This window comes from Deltaproteobacteria bacterium, assembly GCA_030654105.1.
Taxonomy (GTDB): domain Bacteria; phylum Desulfobacterota; class SM23-61; order SM23-61; family SM23-61; genus JAHJQK01.
Genome location: JAURYC010000266.1, coordinates 1 through 22,539 on the forward strand (window position 1 = coordinate 1; position 22,539 = coordinate 22,539).

At 51.0% G+C, this 22,539-nt stretch carries 18 protein-coding genes; all 18 read right to left on the reverse strand.

Features of this window, described 5'->3' with window-relative positions; all coding sequences use genetic code 11:
- Positions 1-250: 250 nt before the first annotated feature.
- The 18 genes from Q7V48_11360 to mraZ all read right to left on the reverse strand — a co-directional run bounded on the left by Q7V48_11360 (position 251) and on the right by mraZ (position 22,224).
- On the reverse strand, positions 251-1,405 hold the full coding sequence (locus tag Q7V48_11360) for an ATP-binding protein (protein MDO9211324.1): 1,155 nt from the start codon (positions 1,403-1,405) through the stop codon (positions 251-253).
- Between the two features lie 509 nt (positions 1,406-1,914).
- Entirely contained in the window at positions 1,915-3,621 is a 1,707-nt protein-coding gene (locus Q7V48_11365; protein MDO9211325.1) for a radical SAM protein, read from the reverse strand.
- 129 nt (positions 3,622-3,750) lie between these two features.
- Complete coding sequence (gene ftsZ, locus Q7V48_11370; protein MDO9211326.1) at positions 3,751-4,941, reverse strand: cell division protein FtsZ; 1,191 nt, start codon at positions 4,939-4,941, stop codon at positions 3,751-3,753.
- Between the two features lie 118 nt (positions 4,942-5,059).
- A complete protein-coding gene (ftsA, locus tag Q7V48_11375; GenBank protein MDO9211327.1) occupies positions 5,060-6,295 on the reverse strand; it encodes a cell division protein FtsA in 1,236 nt (411 codons plus the stop codon).
- Positions 6,296-6,322: 27 nt separating this feature from the next.
- Positions 6,323-7,168: a cell division protein FtsQ/DivIB gene (locus Q7V48_11380; protein MDO9211328.1), complete on the reverse strand. Its 846-nt coding sequence runs from the start codon at positions 7,166-7,168 to the stop codon at positions 6,323-6,325.
- A 35-nt stretch (positions 7,169-7,203) separates the two neighbouring features.
- Entirely contained in the window at positions 7,204-8,169 is a 966-nt protein-coding gene (locus Q7V48_11385; protein MDO9211329.1) for a D-alanine--D-alanine ligase, read from the reverse strand.
- A gap of 32 nt (positions 8,170-8,201) precedes the next feature.
- The gene (murB, locus tag Q7V48_11390) at positions 8,202-9,116 is read right to left on the reverse strand and encodes a UDP-N-acetylmuramate dehydrogenase (protein MDO9211330.1); all 915 of its coding nucleotides are present in this window, start codon (positions 9,114-9,116) and stop codon (positions 8,202-8,204) included.
- A gap of 26 nt (positions 9,117-9,142) precedes the next feature.
- On the reverse strand, positions 9,143-10,519 hold the full coding sequence (murC, locus tag Q7V48_11395) for a UDP-N-acetylmuramate--L-alanine ligase (GenBank protein MDO9211331.1): 1,377 nt from the start codon (positions 10,517-10,519) through the stop codon (positions 9,143-9,145).
- Between the two features lie 13 nt (positions 10,520-10,532).
- Entirely contained in the window at positions 10,533-11,618 is a 1,086-nt protein-coding gene (gene murG / locus Q7V48_11400; GenBank protein ID MDO9211332.1) for an undecaprenyldiphospho-muramoylpentapeptide beta-N-acetylglucosaminyltransferase, read from the reverse strand.
- On the reverse strand, positions 11,554-12,720 hold the full coding sequence (gene ftsW / locus Q7V48_11405; protein ID MDO9211333.1) for a putative lipid II flippase FtsW: 1,167 nt from the start codon (positions 12,718-12,720) through the stop codon (positions 11,554-11,556). Before ftsW ends, murG begins: the two co-directional genes overlap by 65 nt.
- Positions 12,710-14,098, reverse strand: coding sequence for a UDP-N-acetylmuramoyl-L-alanine--D-glutamate ligase (gene murD, locus Q7V48_11410; protein MDO9211334.1), 1,389 nt, complete (start codon positions 14,096-14,098; stop codon positions 12,710-12,712). The genes ftsW and murD overlap by 11 nt, the downstream gene beginning before the upstream one ends.
- An 80-nt stretch (positions 14,099-14,178) precedes the next feature.
- Positions 14,179-15,255, reverse strand: a complete 1,077-nt coding sequence (mraY, locus tag Q7V48_11415; protein MDO9211335.1) for a phospho-N-acetylmuramoyl-pentapeptide-transferase — start codon at positions 15,253-15,255, stop codon at positions 14,179-14,181.
- Between the two features lie 17 nt (positions 15,256-15,272).
- On the reverse strand, positions 15,273-16,604 hold the full coding sequence (gene murF / locus Q7V48_11420) for a UDP-N-acetylmuramoyl-tripeptide--D-alanyl-D-alanine ligase (protein ID MDO9211336.1): 1,332 nt from the start codon (positions 16,602-16,604) through the stop codon (positions 15,273-15,275).
- 81 nt (positions 16,605-16,685) lie between these two features.
- Complete coding sequence (locus Q7V48_11425) at positions 16,686-18,218, reverse strand: UDP-N-acetylmuramoyl-L-alanyl-D-glutamate--2,6-diaminopimelate ligase (protein MDO9211337.1); 1,533 nt, start codon at positions 18,216-18,218, stop codon at positions 16,686-16,688.
- Positions 18,219-18,519: 301 nt separating this feature from the next.
- Positions 18,520-20,508 carry a penicillin-binding protein gene (locus Q7V48_11430; protein MDO9211338.1) on the reverse strand — a complete coding sequence of 663 codons (1,989 nt, stop codon included), beginning with the start codon at positions 20,506-20,508 and terminating at the stop codon, positions 18,520-18,522.
- Positions 20,505-20,852 carry a cell division protein FtsL gene (locus tag Q7V48_11435; protein MDO9211339.1) on the reverse strand — a complete coding sequence of 116 codons (348 nt, stop codon included), beginning with the start codon at positions 20,850-20,852 and terminating at the stop codon, positions 20,505-20,507. The genes Q7V48_11430 and Q7V48_11435 overlap by 4 nt, the downstream gene beginning before the upstream one ends.
- Positions 20,833-21,777 carry a 16S rRNA (cytosine(1402)-N(4))-methyltransferase RsmH gene (gene rsmH / locus Q7V48_11440; protein ID MDO9211340.1) on the reverse strand — a complete coding sequence of 315 codons (945 nt, stop codon included), beginning with the start codon at positions 21,775-21,777 and terminating at the stop codon, positions 20,833-20,835. The genes Q7V48_11435 and rsmH overlap by 20 nt, the downstream gene beginning before the upstream one ends.
- 6 nt (positions 21,778-21,783) lie before the next feature.
- Entirely contained in the window at positions 21,784-22,224 is a 441-nt protein-coding gene (gene mraZ, locus Q7V48_11445) for a division/cell wall cluster transcriptional repressor MraZ (protein ID MDO9211341.1), read from the reverse strand.
- Between the last annotated feature and the right edge of the window lie 315 nt (positions 22,225-22,539).

The window sequence follows — 22,539 nt, forward strand, 5'->3', positions numbered from 1 at the left end:
CCCCCTTAATGTTACAACCACCTTTTCCCCTTTGGAGACCGCTTTCATCGCCTCACCGGTCTTATTTTTGAGATTCCCCGCTGTCATCGTCTTCACTATATCCTCCTCAAATAGCTATTTTGGTTTCATTATAGCTATTTATGGTTTATTAAACAACCATTTTTATCAGGGGCAACGGTCCACTTTCCATCCCTCGTCCGTCATCCCTCGTCTATCGTCCTTCGTCCCTCGTCTCTTCATCCTGCGTCTCTTACCGTCGGACAATCATTTCCATATCTTTCAGGGGCAAAGCATAGACATTTTTCGTTATGGGATAGAATTCTTCGCCGGCATAGATGACAAAACCCCTTGTACACGACAAATCCTCAAAGGCATTCCAGAACCCCCGCGAGACCCTGGCTCCGGCTGAATACTTGATCTCGATAGCTATCGGTTTATTCTTATCATCCAGAAGCAGCAGATCTATTTCAGCCCCTGCACTTGTGCGGTAGAAAAACGCCTGCCAGCCTTCAGGCAAAATCCCAAGCGCCTGTTCTATTACCAGTCCTTCCCATGAGCTTCCTGCCGATGGATGATCCTGCAGGTCTTTCAATGTCCTGATCCTCAGCAATGAATGAAGCATGCCTGAATCACGGATATAGACCTTCGGGGACTTTATCAACCTCTTTTTCAGATTGGCATGATAAGGCTGCAATTGCCTCACAATAAAAGTGTCTTCAAGTATGTCTAAATATCTTCTGATGGTCGGGGCTGACAATCCCATACTGCCTGCTATCCGGTTTGCATTCCAGAGTTGCGCGTGGGAGTGCGCGAGCATTGTCCAGAATCTCCTTAACTGCGCGGAGGGGACATGTATTCCAAGCTGAGGGATATCCATCTCCAGATAGGTCTTTATAAAAGAATCCCGCCATGTAAAGCTGGCATCGTTTGATCTCGCCAGATAACTGAGCGGATACCCACCCCTGAGCCAGAGCCTGTTGACTTCATCATATCCTATTTCCTCAAAATTAAGAGGCGTTAATTCATGGTATATTATTCGGCCTGCAAGGCTTTCAGAGGCATGTCGAATCAAATCCGGCGAAGCTGAACCGAGGATAAGAAACCTGCCTCCGACCCTCCTCTGATCAACCAATGCCCGTAGAAGAGGGAAAAGAGAAGGCAACCGTTGTATTTCATCTATGATCACAAGGGAATCCGTAAATTGACCGAGATATAACTCGGGCTCAAACAATTTATCCTGATCAGAAGGCAGTTCAAGGTCAAGATAGATGCTCTTTTTCTTTATGGTATCCCTGACCATTTTTGCAAGCGTTGTCTTACCTGCCTGCCGTGAACCGATAATACCCACAACCGGATATGCTTTCATGGATGCTTGGACTTTATTATAAAGACGTCTCTCTATCATTCTTGTATATTAAAAGAAGCTATTTCATTTTGCAAGGTTAATTTGTCGCTCTCAAACTGCTAAAATTCGTATCAGTTTAGAATTTTGAAAAAATGGCTAACCCTCAATGCAAAATTTAAATTGCCAATTTTGTGGGTCTCGTAAAAAGTCGGCAGAAGAGTCATTGCGAGTCCGCCTGAGGCGGACGAAGCAATCTCGTTTTTATAAGTCCTTGAAAATACGGGATTGCTTCGCCGTCCCGCATTGGCGGAACTCCTCGCAATGACGAAAACGGGGCTTTTTACGACTCCATCATGTTTGAAATATGTATAAAAGCATTTCTTATACCAACTAAATTAGTTTATGGCAATCCCTTAAAATTACAGATGTTTCTTCTAATGTTTATTATTTTATCGGAGTCAAAGGTGGAGGTATTTTTCATAAAAGTCCTAAATTATCTCCATAAAAAAATGGGAAAAGGTTTTTCCGTATCTTTAAACTGTAAAAGTAAAGGGATGTCTCCCCATCAGTCACTCTTTGAAAGCTTGTTGGTATTCCGCCCAGAGCAATTCTTTGTTGATCCCATGGTCGATAAAGTCCCAGGGGAAAACCTCTTCCCAAGCTCGTTTCCGGTAAACATAAAAATCAGGGTTCACATCCACGGAGCGGTAGGCCTGCGGCCAGTTTCCCCCGAGACCGTGGGCAGCCAGCAGGAATCTCCCAACTCGCCGATCGCCGCGGGATAAAAGGGTTTGCAAGTAAGACCACTTGGGTACGTCAGCCGCGACCGAAACCCCTTTCTCCTGGCGAAGTCCTCTTTGCACCATCTTGATTTTTTCGTTTAAATTGCGAACATCCTCAAAAGGATGCCATTGGAAGGGAGTGCCAGGCTTGGGAACGAAGGGGTTAAGGCTGAGGAGAATTCTTTCTGCCCCCTTTTTCCCTCGACTTCTTTCCCGGATATGATGGCGGATCTTCTTGGTTAAGTCCACAATCCCTTTGATATCTTCCGTTTTTTCCTCTGGCAGACCGATCATAAAGTAAAGGCGAAAGCTGCGAATTCCCCGATCGGTTAAAATCTCGGCAGCGTGAATGATTTCCTGTTCTGTAAACCCCTTGCGGATAATCCTGCGCATCCTTTCCGAGCCAGCTTCTGGGGCCAGGGTAATGGTCTTCTGCCCGCTATCATAAATCAGATCAGCCAGTTCAGGGGTAAGGGAATCGACTCGCAGGGAGGAAAAGGAAAGGGTTCGCTGGGAATGGAGGATCTCTCGTCCGAGAGAAAGGAGGTCGGGGTAATCCGAGATGGCCGCACCAACCAGCCCGACTTTGGTCCCCGGGCCTGAAGCTCTCAAGGCCATCTCTTGGAGGAGGGGACCATCCCGCACGCGGTGGGGGAAATAGGTGTAACAGCCGGCGCAAAAACGACAACGCCGATGGCAACCCCGACTCAGCTCCAGTAGAAACATGCCGGAAAGCTCCGTGTTGGGGGTTAACAGCGAGGAAACCGTCAAGGAGCTATTCAGATTTTTAAGCCAGACCCTCTTCACCCGGGGCGGAGCGGTTTCCCGGGGGATCCAAGACTCAATCGTTCCCTCCGGCCGGTAGGTTACGGAATAAAATTGCGGAACGTAGATCCCTTCTATAGTCATCAATTCATGCAACAGTTCTTCTTTAGGCTTGCCCTGTACTTTCCCTTCTCGCAAAACCTGTATTAGCGGACCCGCAATTACTTCGGCTTCCCCGATGACAAAAAAATCCACAAAGTCCGCCAGGGGTTCGGGGTTCATCAATACGGTCGCTCCTCCCGCCATAACCAGCGGATCCGCTCCCGTTCGCTCTTGGCTGCGCAAAGGAATCCTGGCCAATTCCATCATCTGGAGGAGGTGGGGATAATCATTCTCGTAAGAGATGGAAAAGGCCAGGATATCAAAGCTACGGACCGGCTGTTGAGACTCCAGAGAAAAGAGTGGGGTTTCCGTCCGGCGATATTCGGCAACATCTTCTGGATCGGGCAAAAAAACTCGCTGGCATACCGTGTTGGGCTGTTCGTTGAAGAGCCGATGAACGGTCTGAAAACCTAAGTTGGACATGGCCGTGTAATACCGGTGGGGATAGGCCAGAGCAATGGATAACTTTTCCCCAAAGCCATTGGGAAACGACGGCTGCCCGGATGGCCAAGTTCTCGTCTCTTGGGCAAGAAGTTTTTTTGCTTTGGCAATCAATTTGCTGGACACGCTTCACCACAAAAAATATTGTCACCGCAGAGCACGCAGAGTTGTCAATAAAATAAATGAAAACGCTATGCGCATTGCGCTAAGCGCTTGGCGGCTCGCCGCGTTCGCTGCGCTCTCCGCGGTGAAACGTCAGTCCGCTTGCTTTCTCAAAAAAGTGGGGATATCGTATTCATCCTCTATTAAATTGGATGGGATGCGGCCCCGAAAGGATCGAATCGGTTTTTCTTTGCTCTCGACGCTCTTCTCCTGGCGAATGAAGGCCGGGATATCCCGGTTGCTCTCCTTGCGGTTGAAGCTAACCACCGTCTTCTCTGGTTCAAGAGAGGCTGTCCGAGACTCGGGAATGCGTTCTTCAACTTCGTCGGCCTTCCCGAATCCGGTTGCAATCACCGTAACCCGCATCTCGTCCCTCAGGTTCTCATCGATCACCGCTCCAAAGATGATATTGGCATCTTCGTGGGCTTCTTCCTGAACGAGGGTAGATGCCTCGTTTACCTCATAGAGGGTCAGGTCCGGCCCTCCGGTAATATTGATCAAGATGCCCCGTGCTCCAGCGATGGTGATGTCTTCCAAGAGGGGGCTGGAGATGGCCCGCTGGGCGGCTTCGATGGCACGATTCTCCCCGCTCGCTGCTCCCGTCCCCATCAAGGCCAGGCCCATTTCAGACATGACCGTGCGCACATCGGCAAAATCCAAGTTTATCAACCCGTGGACCGTAATGAGGTCCGATATTCCTTTGACCGCCTGCAAGAGAACTTCATCCGCCTTGCGGAATGTTTCCAGCAAGCACATATCCCGTCCGGCAATATTCAACAATCGCTGGTTGGGAATGATAATTAACGTATCCACATATTTGCGCAATTCCTTCAAACCTTCTTCTGCCTGCCGTTGCCTTTTTCTGCCTTCGAACAGGAACGGCTTGGTGACCACCGCTACCGTGAGCGCCCCTGCCTCTTTGGCGATGGAGGCGAGAATCGGTCCCCCGCCTGTTCCCGTGCCCCCCCCTAAGCCGGCGGTGATGAAGACCATGTCGGCACCGGTCAGGATCTCCCGGATTCGGTCTCTATCCTCTAAAGTAGCATTTTTGCCGATCTCCGGGTTGGCCCCTGCCCCTAAACCCTTGGTCAACTTCGCTCCCAATTGAATTTTCATAGGCGCGTGGCATGCAGCCAAAGCCTGAGCATCGGTGTTGGCTCCGATGAATTCCACCCCGTTTAAGTTGGATTGGATCATGGTGTTGACGGCGTTGCACCCTCCGCCACCGATGCCCACCACCTTCAAGTTGGCCCCAATATTCTTGCTTTCTTCCAGTTCAAACATCCCCCCACCTCCTTAAAAAAATAGAAACTGAATAAGGTTTCAAGGATTCGAGGGTCCAAGGGTTCCAGAGTCTTTTTTTTCACTTGACCCCGAGAATCCTTGACCCCTTGAACCCTTCTCAAAAAAAATCACTGAACCAGCGTTTCATGCGCTGGGCTACTTTTCCAAAAAAATTGCGGTCGCTGCTTTTGAAACGTCCTTCGGAACGATGGCGTCTGCCATATAAAACCAGACCCACGCCGGCCGCATACATGGGATTATTCACTACATCCATCAGTCCACCGATTCCCGACGGATATCCCCGGCGAACCGGGAGGTTAAAAATCTGTTCAACGAGTTCCGGCAATCCTTCCAAGGAGGCCGTTCCTCCCGTGAGCACCACCCCTGAGGGAATGAGGTTTTCATACCCAGACTTGAGGATTTCCCGGTGGACCAGGGTAAAAATTTCCTCCATCCTCGGCTCGATGATTTCGGCCAAAATCTGCCTGGAAAGCACTCGTGCCCGCCTGCCCCCCACGCTGGGGACTTCGATCATTTCCTCCTTTTTCACCATGGAAGTCAGAGCGCAACCATACTTTATTTTGATCTTTTCTGACTCCACCAGCGGCGTCCGTAGGCCCACGGCGATGTCATTGGTCAAGTGGTTGCCTCCCAGCCCGAAAACGGCGGTCTGCCGGACCGCTCCTTGGGAAAAAACAACCAAATCCGTGGTCCCCCCGCCAATGTCCGCCAGAGCGACCCCCAGCTCTTTTTCATCCGGAATCAGTACCGCATCGCTGGCGGCCAACTGTTCCAAGACAATGTCATTGACTTCCAGACCCGTCCGGTTGCAGCAACGAATGATATTTTGAGCCGAGGTCACAGCGCCGGTGACGATGTGCACCTTGGCTTCCAAACGCACGCCGGACATCCCCAAGGGTTCCATAATTCCATCCTGTTCGTCCACGATGAACTCCTGGGGAAGAACGTGGATGATTTCTCGATCCATGGGAATGGCCACGGCCCGGGCCGCGTCGATGACCCGCTTCATATCGCTTTCCGAAACTTCGCGATTTTTGACGGCCACGATCCCATGGCTGTTGAATCCCCGGATATGGCTACCCGTGATCCCGCAATAAACCGAATTGATCTCCACACCGGCCATCAACTCCGCTTCTTCCACGGCTTTGCGGATCGACTCCACCGTGGCATCAATGTTGATCACCACCCCCTTGCGCAGCCCTTTGGAAGGGTGGGTGCCGATGCCCACGATGTCCACGCCCCCATCGCTCACTTCCGCCACGATGGCGCAGATCTTCGTGGTGCCTATGTCTAAGCCGACAACTATATTTTCCCTTTTGCCTTTTTTACCCATGGGGGGTCCCCCTTCGCCAGTATCTGTTCACCGCAATTTTTCTTTTTCCTTTTCCCTCTCCTTCATTTTAACCACGACTTTCCGGGAATAATTAAGATCCACGTACTCCACATCTTTAGATTTCTGCTGTAAGTCCGGCAAAACTTTTTCCAGGCGACTTATTTTTTCAGAAAGCTTTCCCGAACCCAGGCGGATCGGTATTCCTTTATCCAGAGTAAAGAGCGTGAGCCCGTTTTCTTTGTTGAGGTGGATTTCGGAAACTTGCCGGAGGGTCAAGACCTTCCCTTCCCTGAGCAATTCTAAGAGTTCCAATCCCTGGAGGATCAGGCTTATAGCTCCTTTATCCCGTTCTTTAACCTCTTGGTATTGCAGCCCCGTGAAAACAGGTAAATCTATCCGGTCTTTGGGCCCTGCTTTTTTAAAAATCTCCCCGTGGCGGTCGACCAGGTATAGGTCATCCAAAAGGATAAGGGCAAGGGCAACTCTTTCTTGAACTTCGATGATCAAAGCCATTCTGGACCAATCCCGCCGCACTGTGGCCTTTTCCACCCAGGGGTGCTGAGCTAACCGATTGCTGACTTCTTTTAAGTCTAAGTTCATCAAGCTGGCTTTGAAGTCTATCCGGGATAGATTCAACAACTCGGTTTCGGTGACGTTTACGCAACCCATGATCTTGATTTCTCCTACATTCAGGCCCGCAGTACGCTGAAAATACTGGTAGGCCGTGAAGCCCAGCATCGTAAGGCTGGCCAACATAATGAGGCTAAGAGCCCCCTTGCCGATTCTTCCAGCCCAGACCCGGAGTTGGCCGGTATTTTTCCCCCGGAATCGGCGTATTTTTCGGTTTGCTCTGATTCGATTGTGGCGAGCCATCCCTCCACTTTTTCCAAGGCCCTCCGGCCTTTCTTTCATTTCAGGCTTTGCACCGGAATTTTCAATCGTGCCCCCAGGAGGATTCGCTCTACCAAATTCGGGAAATCGATCCCCGCCCCCCTGGCGATCTCCGGCAGGATGCTCAGGCCGGTCATTCCGGGTAAGGTGTTCACTTCCAAGATAAAAAATCGGCCAGAATTGCCAGTCTCCTCCCTGTACAACAAGTCCACCCGTGTGGCTCCCTCACAGCCTAAAAGACGGTGAGCCTCCAGTCCTAACTGCAAAGCCCGAACGTAGTCGTCCTTCGGCAGCGGTGCTGGAAGCAAATGCTCGGCCAACCCTTCCGTATATTTGGCTTGATAGCTATAGAATTGCACCTTGGGGACGATCTCAATCGCCCCCAGGGGAGAATCATCCAAGATCCCAACCTGAATCTCTCGCCCTTTGATATATTCCTCGATCAATATCTCTGAGCCAAAACCAAAGGCCGTCTCCATAGCCTTGGGGATCTCCTCTTCCTCGGATACAATCGCCACCCCCACGCTGGAGCCTTCCTGAGACGGTTTGACTACGATGGGCAGAGAAAAGGGAAGACTGGTAAGATCGAATTTTCTCATGCCCCCTATGGCTACAACGGTATGCCGGGGGACAGGCAGGCCATGAAGCATGAAAATCTGCCGGGAAACTACCTTGTTCATGGAAAGCGCGCTGGCCAAAACCCCTGAACCCGTGTAAGGAATGCGCATCATCTCCAAAAGTCCCTGGACTGAGCCATCTTCCCCCAGTCGCCCGTGCAGTCCGATAAAAGCTACGTCGATTTTTTTCTCCACTAAATGCTGGGCCAACTGTCGATCAGCATCAATGGGCCAAGCATCATATCCTAATTCCTGCAAGGCATTGCCAATGGCTTTTCCAGACATCAGGGAAACTTCTCTCTCTGCCGACATTCCTCCCATCAGCACGCCGATACGTTTTCCCTTGAATTCTTCCCGCCTCTCCATATCACCAACCAATGCCTACAGTGCCCATTTTTTCAATCTTCCCCGACCACCTGAATCTCCGTCTCTAACCACACACCCTTTTCCTTAAAAACTTTTTCCCGGATGATTTTAACCAGAGTTAAGATATCCCGGGCCCGAGCTTTACCGCGGTTGACGATGAAATTGGCGTGTTGCTCAGAGACTTGCGCATCGCCAATTCGGCTCCCCTTCAGACCCGCTTCCTCGACGAATCTTCCCGCGGGTCCCTGGACAGGGTTCTTGAATACCGACCCGGCACTGGGGAGGTCCCAGGGCTGTTTCGTCTTCCGCCACCGGATATTTTCCTCCACCTTGGCCTTAACCCTCTGACCATTTTCGGGACGTAAGCTGAATTGAGCCCCGAGAATTACTTCCCCTTTTTCCACCTCCAATGAACGGTAGGAAAATCTTAATTCATTTTTTCCTTTCTCCGATATATTCCCCTCCGGATCCATCAAGCGCACCGAATGAAGGACCCCTTTCATTTCCTCCTTGAATGCCCCGGCATTCATGAAGATAGCTCCGCCCACCGTTCCCGGAATTCCGGCGGCAAATTCCAACCCCGTCAGCCCCTTCTCCGAAGAAAATTCGACAAGCTTGCCTAAGGGCCCACCGGCTTCGGCCAAGATCAAATTTTCCCCAGGCCCTCCTCCCACCTCCTCCACCCGCAGGAATCCCCGTGATAGAGAGATAGCCATGCCCCGAATTCCCCCATCCCGTACCAAAAGATTGGTCCCGTTACCAAGGACGAAGTAACGGACTCCTTGTTGATTACACCGCCGCAAAACTTCCTGCAGGTCTTGGATATCGGAAGGGAAGGCCAAATAATCAACTCGCCCCCCAACCCGAAAAGAGGTGTAAGCGGACATGGGAACGGAGTACAGGATTTCTCCTTTAATCATTCCTGACAATGGCAAAAGATCAGACATCAATACTCAGCCTTACACCCAACCCTCTACGCCCTATCTTTCAAACGCTCTATTAAGGCTTCGCCAGTTTTCCATACATCCCCTGCCCCCAGGGTAAAGACCATATCCCCAGGTTTTAATCTCGGCAGCAACCGATCGAGAATGGCGCTTTTGTCCAAAACTAAGGTTACATCCTTGTGTCCATGTCCTTTGATCCCCTCGTAAAGCCCTTGGACATTCACTCCCGGAATAGGATCTTCCCCGGCGGGATAGATCCCGGTCAGGAAAAGGACATCGGCCTGATTAAAGGCGGTTAAAAATTCCTTGAACAGATCCCGAGTACGGGAGTAACGATGGGGCTGGAAAACAACCACGGTTCGCCGCCCCCATCCACTCTTGGCCGCACTCAGCGTCGCCTTGATCTCCGTGGGATGATGCCCATAATCATCCACCACCATCACCCCGTCCCATTCTCCTTTGATCTGGAACCTTCTTTGCACCCCGCTGAATGAACCCAAGGCCTGGCGTACTATCTCAAAGTTTACATCCAGCTCTGAGGCGGTGGCGATGGTGGCCAAAGCATTGTAAACGCTGTGCAATCCGGGCATCTGAATGGAGATCTGTCCCAATTCCCTTTCGTTGGCGAAAACCCGAAAGGAGGTAGTCAACCCATGGTAGGATATATCGGCTGCTCGGAAGTTGGCCTGGCTACTCAACCCATAAGTCACATACCGCTTCTGTACCTGAGGGATCAACGCCTGGACATTTTCCTGATCTAAGCAGAGTATGGCCAGCCCGTAGAAAGGGACTTTGTTGATAAATTCCAAAAAAGCCTTTTGGATTTCTTCAAGGTTGCGGTAATGGTCCAGGTGTTCCGGGTCGATGTTGGTCACCACGGCGATCGTCGGCGAAAGCTTTAAAAATGAACCGTCGCTTTCATCGGCCTCAGCCACCAAGAGTTCTCCCTGTCCTAATTTGGCGTTAGAACCAAAGCTGTTCAGCTTGCCCCCGATCACCGCCGTGGGATCGAGACCTCCATGGGCCAGTACGGTGGCAATCATGGAAGTGGTGGTCGTTTTGCCATGGGTCCCAGCGATGGCCACACCGTATTTCATGCGCATCAGTTCCGCCAGCATTTCAGCTCGAGGAATCACGGGGATGATCCGTTCGTGAGCTGCGATCACTTCGGGATTATCCTTCCTTACTGCCGAAGAAATAACCACGACATCTGCATCCCTCAGGTTTTCCGATCGATGGCCAATAACAACTTCGGCTCCCAGCCGTTGCAGCCGCAAAGTGGTATCTGATTCCACCAGGTCGGAACCCGAAACCCGGTAGCCGAGATTAAGCAGAACCTCGGCAATCCCGCTCATCCCGCTTCCCCCGATACCTACAAAATGTACCCGACGGATCCTGCGCTTCATGCCGAAGGTGCTCTTATCCATGGCCCACCATTTCATAACAAAGGGTAATAATCTTTTGCGCCGCATCGGGTTGGGCTAAAGCGGCGGCCCGCTCTCCCATCTTTTTCAGTCGGGGAGGATCCTCGATGAGCTCTTTCAGGATTCTGCTCAAATGGACGCCGGTCAGGTCTCCATTAGCCACGAGCACGGCGGCGCCGGCATCCACCATGGTCTTCGCATTGAGCGTCTGGTGATCATTGGCCGCATACGGGTAGGGCACCAAAATGGCCGGCAGCCCTGCAGTCATCAACTCAAAAAGAGTAGTGGCTCCAGCCCGGCACAAAACCAAATCGGCCAGAGCATAGGCTCGATCCATAGCGTGGATGAAAGGATAAACTTCCGCTGTGAACTCCTCTCGCCGGTAAGCTTCCTGCACTTGCCGATAATCTTTCTCGCCGGTCTGGTGAATGATGTGTAATCTTTCCTTCCATTCCCGCAGATAAATCAACGCTTCCTCCATGGCCTGGTTCAGATGATGGGCTCCCTGACTTCCTCCAAAAATGAAAAGGGTAAACTTGGCTCCCGGTTTACGTTCCTGCAGAAACCCCGGCGAGCGAATCATTCCCCTCACTGGATTACCGGTCAGAAGGGTCTTTCCTCGGGAAAAGTGCCGGAAAGAATCCGCGAAAGAAATAAAGATCCGATCCACGAACCGGCCCAGAATCCGGTTACTGAGTCCGGGAAAAATATTTTGCTCATGAATGGCTGTAGGGTATCCCATAGCCCAAGCGGTCAAAACTACTGGACCCGAGGCATACCCCCCCACGCCTAAAACAATATCAGGTTTGAAGGAACGGAGCAAACTCCCGGATTGGAGAAGGCTCTTGGGAACAGCCATCAGGCTCCGAAGCTTTCCCCAGACCGGTTTCCCTTTTACACTAGCCCCTTCGATCGTCTTAAGAGCATACCCTTCCCTCGCCACAATACTGGCCTCCAGCCCTCGGCGACTTCCCACGAAGAGGATTTCATTGCCCGGCTCTCGATCTTTAAAAGCTTCAGCCACGGCCAGGGCCGGGAAGAGGTGTCCTCCCGTTCCCCCTCCGGCGATTATTATTTTCATTGGCAACTCTCACGGCGCGGGAAGAAATATTCAGAAGAATTCCTACGGCCACTAAATTGATGATCAATGATGTTCCCCCATAACTAATGAATGGAAGGGTCGACCCCTTCGTCGGCAGCAACCCCATGACAACACCCATGTTGAGGAGGGTTTGAACAGCCATCAAGGTGGCGATTCCCAGGGCCAAATAGGCCCCGAAAAGGTCGGAAGCCCGAAAGCAAATCTGAAAGCCACGAATAATTAATAAAGCAAAAAGTACGATGACCACGGTTATGCCCAGCAGCCCCAGCTCTTCCCCGATTACGGAAAGGATGAAATCCGTATGCACTTCCGGAAGGTAAAAGAGTTTTTGTTTGCCGTCACCGAGACCCACCCCGAAAAGTTTTCCGGCACCGAAAGCCAGAAAGGACTGAATAATCTGGAACCCGGCGTTTCCCGGATCGCTCCAGGGATTTAAAAAGGTAAGGAGCCTCTCCTTGCGGTAATCCGCCCGCAAGGCCAAAAAAAGTAAAGCCGGCAGGGCCGCCAGGCGGGTGGAACCCAGAAAAAGAAGCCGGGTTCCCGCCACAAAGAGCATAATAAAAACCAAAGCAGCAAAGACAATTCCGGTTCCAAAGTCGGGTTGTTTAAGAACCAAGACGAAAAAAACTCCCAGTACAATCACATAAGGAAGGAAACCCGCGCTAAAGCTCTTCATCCTCCCTTCTTTCCTGGCCAAGGAGTGCGCCAGATAAATAACCAGGGCAAGTTTAGCCAGTTCCGCTGGTTGAAAAGACAGGAAAGAAAGCTTTAACCAGCGGGCCGATCCCCCCACTTCATGGCGCCAACCTGGCAGGATCAGAATTCCTAAGAGCACCAGGCTCAGCAGCAAAAGGGGAAGGGCCAAAAATTGCCAGCGCTGATAATTCATCTTCGCCATAAAAAACATCAGAGGAATTCCTAAGGCCGCGGCGATGGCTTGCTTCTTCAAGAAATGATAGGAATCTCCAAACCGCTGTCCGGCGACCGCGAAGCTGGCGCTATAGACCATGACGACCCCCAACCCCACCAAGGCCATCACGGTAACAAGAAGAAGGGTATCGAATCTTCGTTCAGAGGCCATGGGTAAGAGATTTTTCCCCCAGTGAATGTTTACTCAATTCCTGAACGATGGTTTTAAAACGCTTCCCGCGGTCTTGATAGTTCTCAAACATGTCAAAGCTTGAACAGGCGGGGGAAAGAAGAACGACATCACCCGGAGAAGCCTTGGAAAATGCCCAATGTACAGCTTCCTCCAGGGTATCCAATTGGACTGTCTCAGTCAGCCCCCCCAACGCTTCCAACATCCTTTTTTGGGCCTCCCCGATCAGGGCCATTCCTTTTACTTGGGTAACAATTATATTTTTCAGCGGGCTATAATCTCCACCTTTGTCCTTTCCTCCGGCGATCAGCCAGACGGGCTCCCGGAAGCTTATCAGGGATTTCACCACCGAACCTACGTTGGTACCCTTAGAATCGTTAAAAAAACTTACTCCGTCGATATCCCGCACCCATTCCAACCGGTGCTCCAATCCGGGAAATTCCTCCATCACTTTTTGCAAAGCTTCTGACGGGCAGCCACAAATTTTGCCCCCCGCAATCGCTGCCATTAAGTTTTCCAAATTGTGGGCCCCCCGAATTTTCAACCGCTCCAACCCAAATCTTTCTTTTTTCCCATCCCCTCCCTGGAAAAGAATGGCTCCTTTCTCCAAAAAACACCCCACGGGCACTGCCCTCTGGGAACTGAAAAGAATCACCTGGGACTCTACCCGGTGGGCAAACTGGAAGGTAAGCGGATCATCGGCGTTGAGCAAAGCGTAATCATTTTTCCCCTGGTTTTGGAAAACTTTGCCTTTGGCCTGGATGTACTCCTGGAAATTGGGATATCGATCCAGATGGTCCTCGGTAATATTTAAGAGGACGCTGATGTGCGGCCGGAAATCCACGATTCCTTCCAACTGGAAGCTACTGATTTCCGCCACTACCCATTCTTCCTCTTGAGGACCGCCAACGTACTCAATCAGGGGATTACCGATATTGCCGCCAACGAAGGCCTTCCTCCCGCTGGCCCGGAGCATCTCACCAATCAAAGTGGTAGTCGTAGTTTTTCCGTTGGTACCCGTGATACCAATCAACGGCCGGCGCAAGAACTGGAAGGCCAACTCCATTTCGCTGATTACCTGAATCCCCTTGGCCCGGGCTTGCATCAGCGGCTCAATATCCATGGGCACACCCGGACTGACCACGATTAGGTCCACTTCCCCAAAGAATTGGATGGTGTGACCGCCCAACTCCCATTCGACCGGAAGATTTTGTAGGGCTTTCCGGGCCGCCTCGACTTCCTTCGCCGGTTTGGCCTCCGATATTTTCAGCCTAACGCCTTGCCGGGCCAAAAACCGTGCGGTGGCCGCGCCTGTCCGGGCCAAGCCAACCACGAGAACTTTTTTACCCTTTAGTTCCATAGGCCTCAATAGTTCGGAGTTTGGAGTTGGGAGTTCGGAGTAAAAACCGCAAGCTCCGAACTCCCAACTCCGAACTTTTTTCACCTTAATTTCAACGTACTCAGGGCGATCAGAGCCAGAAAAATGGTTATGATCCAAAAACGTACGATAACCTTGGGTTCGGCCCACCCTTTTAACTCAAAATGATGGTGCAGGGGCGCCATGCGAAAAATCCTTTTCCGCCTGATTTTGTATGAGGCCACCTGAAAAATCACCGAGAGTGTTTCTACGACAAAGAGTCCGCCTACAATGGCCAGGAGGATTTCTTGTTTGGTAATGACCGCGATCGCCCCTAAAGCCGCCCCCAAGGATACCGAACCCGTGTCTCCCATGAACATTTGGGCGGGATAAGTGTTGTACCACAGGAAGCCCATGGACGCTCCCACCATGGCCCCACAAAAAATGGTCAACTCGCCACTGCCGGAAACGTAAGGAATCTGAAGATAGCTGGCTATTTTTACGTGCCCGGCTAAATAAGCCAAGACCATAAATGTTCCAGCCGCGATAAGTACCGGCCCGATGGCTAGCCCGTCCAAGCCATCTGTCAGGTTCACGGCGTTTGACGTTCCCACCATCACAAAAACCGCCAGAAAAATATAAAACGCTCCCAGATTGGGCATAAATTCCTTGAAAAAAGGCACGCTGAACGTGCTCTTGAAGGTGGGGTAAAAATAAAGCATGAGAGAAGCTGCCAACGCCACAGCACCTTGGTATAAAATTTTTTCTATTACGAATAGGCCCTTAGAGTTTTTGCGAGTTAACTTCCGGTAATCGTCCGCAAAGCCAATGCCCCCGAACCCTACGGTAACCAGCAAAGCAACCCATATGTAAAAATTGGTCAGATCCGCCCATAAAAAGACGGCCAGAATAATGGAAAACAGAATCAATATCCCCCCCATGGTTGGCGTTCCTTCTTTTCCCAGATGGGTGCTCGGGCCGTCCTGCCGGACAAATTGCTTCACCTGCAGCTGCTGCAGCTTGCGGATTACCCATGGGCCGCAAAAAAAGGAAATAACCAGAGCTGTCAGGATAGCCAAAATCGCCCGGAACGTAATATACCGGAAGACATTAAAGATCGAAAACTTCTCATGCAAGGAGTAGAGGATAAAATAGAGCATGGTCGAGGCTTACGTTCTCACGCCCTCCCCAATAAATCTTCCAGTCCTTTGATGATCCGTTCCATCTGCATCGCTTGGGAACCCTTGACCAAGATCCAGTCTCCGCTTTCTATATTTTTTTCCAAATTTTTTAACACTTCTTCATGGGTTTGGGCGACAAACACTTTTTCTTTTTCAGCTCCAGCAGCGCAAGCCCCTTCGGCCAGGTGGCGGGCTTTCGCCCCCAAAAAAATCAGGTAAGCCAACTCCATCTGGGCGACCCTTTTTCCTACTTTTTCATGTTCAGCGGGTGAAGTGGGCCCGAGCTCCAGCATATCCCCCATCACCAGTAGGCCACGGTTTTTCCCTTTCATTTCCCCAAACGCCGCCAGCGCGGCTTGGAAGGAATCGGGATTGGAATTGTAAGTATCATCCAGAACTCGTACCTTTTGGCCCAAGCGCAAAATCCTGCCTCTCCCCGCCAAGGGCCGAAATTCCTCCAGCCCCGCCACAATCTCTTCCAGGCTGACCCCTAAAATTTTCGCCAAAGCCGCCGCCGCCAGAGCATTGTAAACATTATGTTTCCCGAAGGCGGCCAATTGCACGGGGCGTCTTGCCCCATCCACGCTCAAGAAAAAGCCAATCCCTTTTCCTTCCTTCAGGGAAAGTCCCTCGGCCCCAATATCTGCTTTCCGCAAGATCCCGAAAGTCTTCTTCTGGCACTGGGCCGATGCCGCCAGTTCCACCACTCTCGAATCATCGTTATTAACCGCAATCCAATCTTTTTCCCCCACTGTTTCCCAGAGTTCCCCTTTAGCCCGGGCCACTCCCTCCAAGTTTCCCAAGAATTCCAAGTGAGCATGGCCGATGTTGCTGATCGTGGAAACCTGCGGCTCAGCGATTGCTCTCAATCTGCGGATCTCACCGGGCATATTCATGCCCATCTCCAGAACGGCCGCTTGATGTTCCGGCGCCAGCTTCAAAAGCATCAGGGGAAGACCAATGAGGTTATTCCAATTGCCCTCGGTCTTCAGGACATTGAACTTTCTGGCAAGGATACGGGCAGTCATCTCTTTCGTCGTGGTTTTCCCATTACTTCCCGTTATGGCCACCACCTGCACGGAGTGGCGGCAGCGCCAGGAATGGGCGAGGTTGCCGAGGGCTTGCAAAACATCCCCGACCAGGACGGAAAATTTCCCTGGCCAATGATTTCCTCCTGCGCTCTCCAGCCGGCCGCGTTGCACCAAGGAGCCAGCGGCTCCTTTGGCCATGGCCTCCTTGATAAAGTCATGCCCGTCGAACCTCGGTCCTTGCAGGGGGATGAATAGTTCCCCTCCGCGGACTTGGCGGGAGTCGCTGCAAACCCCCACTGCCCGGCAAAGGGGGTCACCGCCAAGAAGTTCTCCTCCTGTAATTCTAACAATCTCGCCTGCAGAAAAATTAACGATCCTTCATCCCCCTATAGAAGCTAACGCCTGAGTGGCTTCCTCCCGGTCATCAAAATGGACCTTTTTCTCCCCCAGAATCTGATAATCCTCATGGCCCTTGCCGGCGATCAGGACCACATCACCAGGTCGGGCTGCTCTGACCGCCCAATAAATGGCCTCTTTCCTATCGGGGATGACCACATATCCTGTGCCCCCATCCCGAGCCGCAACTCTTTCTTTCATCAAATCAGCCGGCTGATATTTTTTCCGGATTGTTTCCCGCATCCCTCTTTCAACTTCCTCGATGATCTTTAAGGGATCTTCCGTGCGGGGATTGTCGGAGGTGAGGACCGCCAAGTCGCTTGCCGTGGCCGCTACTTTCCCCATGACGGCCCGTTTCCCCCGGTCGCGATCTCCACCACATCCAAATACAACTATCAGCTCCCTTAACGTGATTCTACGCAAGGTGTCCAGCGCCATTGCCAGCGCATCACCGGTATGGGCATAGTCAACGAATACCCGAATGCGGTCCCCCCCGGGTATGCGTTCCAACCTTCCGGGAACCCGGCTGAGTTTCTCTATCCCCGTGGCTATCGCTTGGGCTGGAAGCCCCAGAGCCTCACCCACACTCACGGCGGCCAGGATATTATAAAGGTTATGCCTCCCGATCAAAGGAGAGTGGATTGCCCAAGTGCCCCTGGGCGTGCTCACGCGGGCGCGCAACCCTTCCTCGCTTTCCTCCATCTGCTGCGGCCAGATTTCGCCCCGTTTTTCGACGCCATAGCGCATAATTGTACCGCAGGCTACCTGCAAAAGTTCACTCCCCCTGGGGTCGTCAATGTTGATTACGGAAAAATGCTTTTTTTTTCTGCTCTCTGATAAACACTGGGTGAAGAGCAATTGTTTGGCCTGGAAATAATTCTCCATCGACCCGTGGTAATCCAGATGATCCCGGGTTAGATTTGTGAAAAGGGCTACGTCAAGATCACAGCCGCGCACGCGCTGCATGTCCAAAGCGTGCGAGGAGACTTCTAAGATGGCGTGGGTTACACCGGCTTCTCGCATGGCCTTGAGATTTCTCTGCAGATCCAGGGATTCCGGCGTAGTCGTCGGGGCAGGATAAATTTTATTTTGATAACGGTAATTGACCGTGCCTATCACCCCAACATTTTTCCCTGCCGCGGTAAGGATCGATTCGATGAGATAAGAAGTCGTAGTTTTTCCGTTGGTCCCGGTTATTCCGACCAAAGTTAATGAAGCAGAGGGGTCTCCATAAAAGGCAGAAGCAAGCCAGGCCAGGGCTCCGCGAACATTGGGAACAACCACCTGGGTCACCTCTGGGTTGGCGATGGGTTCATCTAAAAGCAGAAAGCAGGCTCCCCGGGAAAGAGCATCAGGAATGAAATGTCTCCCATCTTCCCGCCAGCCGCGGATGGCTGCAAAAAGGAATCCTGGTTTAACGCTTTGGGAATGGTAAGCCAGTCCTTTTACCTCCAATGCTGCGTTGCCGATAATTTCTTTCGCGGGTAAGCGAAAAATGAGGTCTTCTAACCTCACGGGCGCCCTCTCCTTCTGCCTAGCTGTTTGCCGAAAAAGGCGGCTTGGCGCTGCTCAGGATATTTTTTTCGCACTCCCAGCCACCTTTTTCCCTTGTGGTACTACCTTCGAGATTTGAATTAAATTTAATAGGACGCAGATATAAGCAGATAATTATTTTCTTTTTAGTTTATCCTGATAATCTGTGTACATCCGTGTCCAAAAAAGAATTTCCTATACAATTTTATTATACTTCTATCTCCCCAGAAGATCAAAAACCCAAGATCAGCCCTGGAACTGATTTTCAGTTTATCATTCTGGATTAGATCGCCGGTTGGAATCTGACGATTCCCTGCACTTCCCCCTGAAGAATCTGTCCGGGTGCGGGGGTTTGAGCAACCGCCTTTCCGCTTCCCACGAACTTCAAATCCAGCCCCAATTTCTGCGCGGTTAGTACAACCCGGCGCAAAGTTTTCCCGGAAAAATCAGGCATAACTCCCGGTTCTTCGGGAATTTCCTTCGCCGCGATTTGAGCGGGTGGATTTATTGTCTTCTGATCCACGCCAGGAAGAATGGAAGAGGGGGAATGCTGTGGGGTGGCCTGAACCAGGTAGGTAACCCCTTTCGGGTATACCCCTATATAGGGTAAAACCTGTTCGCCAATGGCTTTAAAAATCGGTGCGGCCACCACTCCTCCATAACTAGTCCCCTGGGGTTCGTCGATAATCACGGTAATGACCAATTGGGGGTTATCCGCCGGGGCGAAACCTATGAAGGAACCAATCCGTTTTTCTGAATACCCCCGGCCGGTCGAAGACGCCTTTTGCGCCGTGCCTGTTTTGCCTGCGGTCTCATATTCCGAGAGGCCGGCCGCCTTCCCTGTTCCCCCCTCCTGCGTGACCGTTTTTAAGATTGAGGCCACGGTTTTGGCCGTCTCCTGAGAAATCACTCGCCGAATCACCTTGGGCCGATTCTCCTTCAAGATGTTGCCCTGCCTTTCCATTATGGCTTTTACCACATAGGGCCGCATCATGACTCCGCCGTTGGCAATCGCAGCCAGCGCCGTGGTCAATTGTAGAGCCGTGAGGGAAACGCCCTGCCCAAAACTGATATTGGCCAATCCTACCTCGGACCAAGACTGAGGAGGAGGAAGGAAACCCGCAACTTCCCCGGGCAGGTCAATCCCGGTTTTACTCCCGAAACCAAACCCTTTAAGGTAATGACAAAGCTTTCCCTTGCCTAATTTTTTGCCTACTTTACTCGCCCCAATATTACTCGAAACCTTGATGATCTCTTCCATGGAAAGCCACCCATACTTGTGCACATCGTGAATGATCTTTCCGCCCACGGCGTAGTTACCATTTTCACAAAAAAAGACATCACGGGGGGAAGCCACCCGCTCTTCTAAGGCTGCAGCCAAGAGAAAGACTTTGAAAGTAGAGCCGGGCTCGAAAGTATCCGTAAGGGTGCGGTTTTTCTGCAGGTAGGCCGGGACGGATGAAAAGCGGTTGGGATCGAAGGATGGTTGCGCAGACATGGCCAAAATTTCCCCCGTTTTGGGGTTCATGATTATGACCATGCCCCCTTTGGCCGAACAAGCCTGGATCGCTTTTTTTAGTTCTTTCTCCGCAATATATTGAATGTTTTTATCGATGGTCAGAATGACTTCACAGCCCTCTTCCGAGTAGCGAATCCCGGGGGTTTGGGGAGTAATGGTTCTGCCGAGGGCATCTTTGGGAATGAGGATAAAGCCGGGCTCTCCCCGAATGAATTCATCATACCCCAACTCTACCCCTTCGAGTCCCCGGGAGTCCACTCCGGCAAAACCGATGACCTGGGACCCAATTTCTCCTTGAGGATAGAATCGCTTCGCTTCTTTCAAGAAATCGATTCCTTCAATTTTTAGGGCCTCAATCGCTGCCCGTTGATGCGGGCTGATTCCTCTTTCCAGCCAGACAAAAGGCTTTTCTTCTCTCAACTTTTTCAGCAAGACCTCACGCCTTATTCCTAAGATGCCTCCAATCTCTTGCACAGCGGCCTGAATGTTTTCCATCTTCCCCGGCTGAGCAAAGACTGAATCTACTTCCACGCTGATGGCCATCTCTTCTTTTTTACGATCGTAGAGGACGCCCCTTTTGGGCACTAAGGGTACAATTCTTTGATACTGTCGTTCAGCCAGGGTGGCAAGTTTATGGCTCTGGAGGACCTGGAGCTGATAGGCCCGCGCCAAGACGACTAAAAAAAGAAAGGAAAAAAGGCAAAGAAGGAGGGTTATGCGCAATCGAAGCCATGTATTCAGAAGGGGTTTCATCGTACGATAATCAGGTGTTCCTTCTGGGGGTTTACAAAGCCTAATTCTTTCAAAGCCATACTCTCGATGCGACTGGGAGATTTCAGGGCAGCCAGTTCCAGGCGCAGCTTTTTATTTTCCTTGAGAAGAACCTGTTCTTCCTGGTTTCTCTGCGATATTTCGTATCCGAGAGAGATCATCTGGTGGTGCGCCCAAACATAAAAAAGGGAACAGGCGATAAAAACAAGTGCTACGACCACAGCCACGAAGGCTAAATTGCGGTTGACCTCTTGAGGTTGGGATGAGGCTTCTTGCGCCTTCCCTACGCTGCTGACGGCGATTCGTTTAGAGATCGCTTCCGCCATTTTTCCTCCCTTTGGTGTTCTCGAAAATTTTTTCAACGGCTCTCAGCTTGGCGCTGCGAGCTTTGGGATTGCTAAAAACTTCTCCCGGAGAGGGGGCTACTGGTTTGGGCGTCAGAATATTAAAAGAAGGAGGGTTCCCTTCTTCTCCTTTGCCCCATTGTCGGAAATGATTTTTTACGGCTCGATCTTCCAGAGAATGAAAAGAAATGATTACCAGCCTGCCTCCAGGGTTCAGAAGGTCCTTACACCGGTCCAGAAAATCTTGGAGGTTCTGGAGCTCTTCGTTAACCGCGATGCGCAAAGCTTGAAAAGCGCGGGTGGCTGGATGGATGCGCCCGCTGCGCGAGGGGAGGGATTTTTTGATCATATCGACGAGTTCCCCTGTGGTCCGCAGGGGGGTAATGTGCCGCCGGCGAACAATCGCCTTGGCGATCCGGTTGGCCCAGCGCTCCTCCCCATACAGCCAAAAGATTCGGCTCATCTCTACTGCAGAAAGGCGCTGTAAAAGGTCCCGGGCCGTAACCCTGAGCTCCCGGTTCATCCGCATATCCAAAGGCCCATCCCGGAGGAAGCTAAATCCCCTCTCTCCGTCTTCAAGCTGTTCTGTGGAAACCCCTAAGTCTAATAGAATGCCATCCACTGCACCGATAGAGAGGTTTTCCAGGACTGAACTCAGGTCCTTATAATTTCTTTTTATCAACTCAACCCTTCTTCCAAAAGGAGCCAGATTTTTTTGGGCACGCTGGATGGCTTCCTCGTCCCAATCTAATCCTATTAATTTTCCCGCGGGAGAGCTCCTGGTTAAGATGGCCCTGGCATGACCACCGCTGCCTACAGTTCCATCCACATAAATTCGGTTTGGTTGACAATCCAAGTATTCAAGAACTTCTCGTAAAAGGATCGGTAAGTGTCGGGCTTCTTCCATTGCTTTTTAAAGCCCCACCTCGGCCAAAGTTGCCCCCATCCCTTCAAAATCCTCTTCCGACCGCTTGATTTCCTCCAACCAACGTTCCATCCCCCAAATTTCAAATTTTTTTAGCATCCCGGCAAAAACAACATTTCTTGCCAGCTGGGCATAATCTCGAAGTGGGGGGGGGATCAGGATTCGGCCCAATTTATCAATGGGACATTCGACGGCCCCAGAAATAAAAAATCGCTGGAAAGATTTTACTTCCTTTTTAACCATGGAAAGGGAACTTACCTTCTCTTCCAAAACTCTCCATTCTTCGTAAGGGTAAGCGACTAAACAACGATCGAAATTAGTCAGGATTAACCGGTCATCATATTTTTCCGTAAGTAATTCACGAAATTTTGCCGGGACGGATACGCGCCCTTTAGGATCTATGGTGTGTTCAAACCTTCCCCTGAACATCCCTTATTTTCTCCTATTATCCACTTTTAACCACTTTATACCACTTTTTGGCCAATATAAGGTTTTATGAAAAGAATGTCAAGAAAAATTTGATGTTTTTATATTTTTTTTATTGGGCAGGGTTTGAGGGGGAAAATATGGGTTTGAGTTCAAACACCTCCCTCGATTTTAGAGGGGTTTTCTGCGGGTGGTTGGTTACTGGGATTTTTGATCGTTTTCTGTGACAGATTCCTCTTTGACTTTCGCTGATACTTGGCCACTGCACGGTTATGTTCTTCTAAGGTATGGGAAAAATAATGGGTGCGGTCGTTCTTA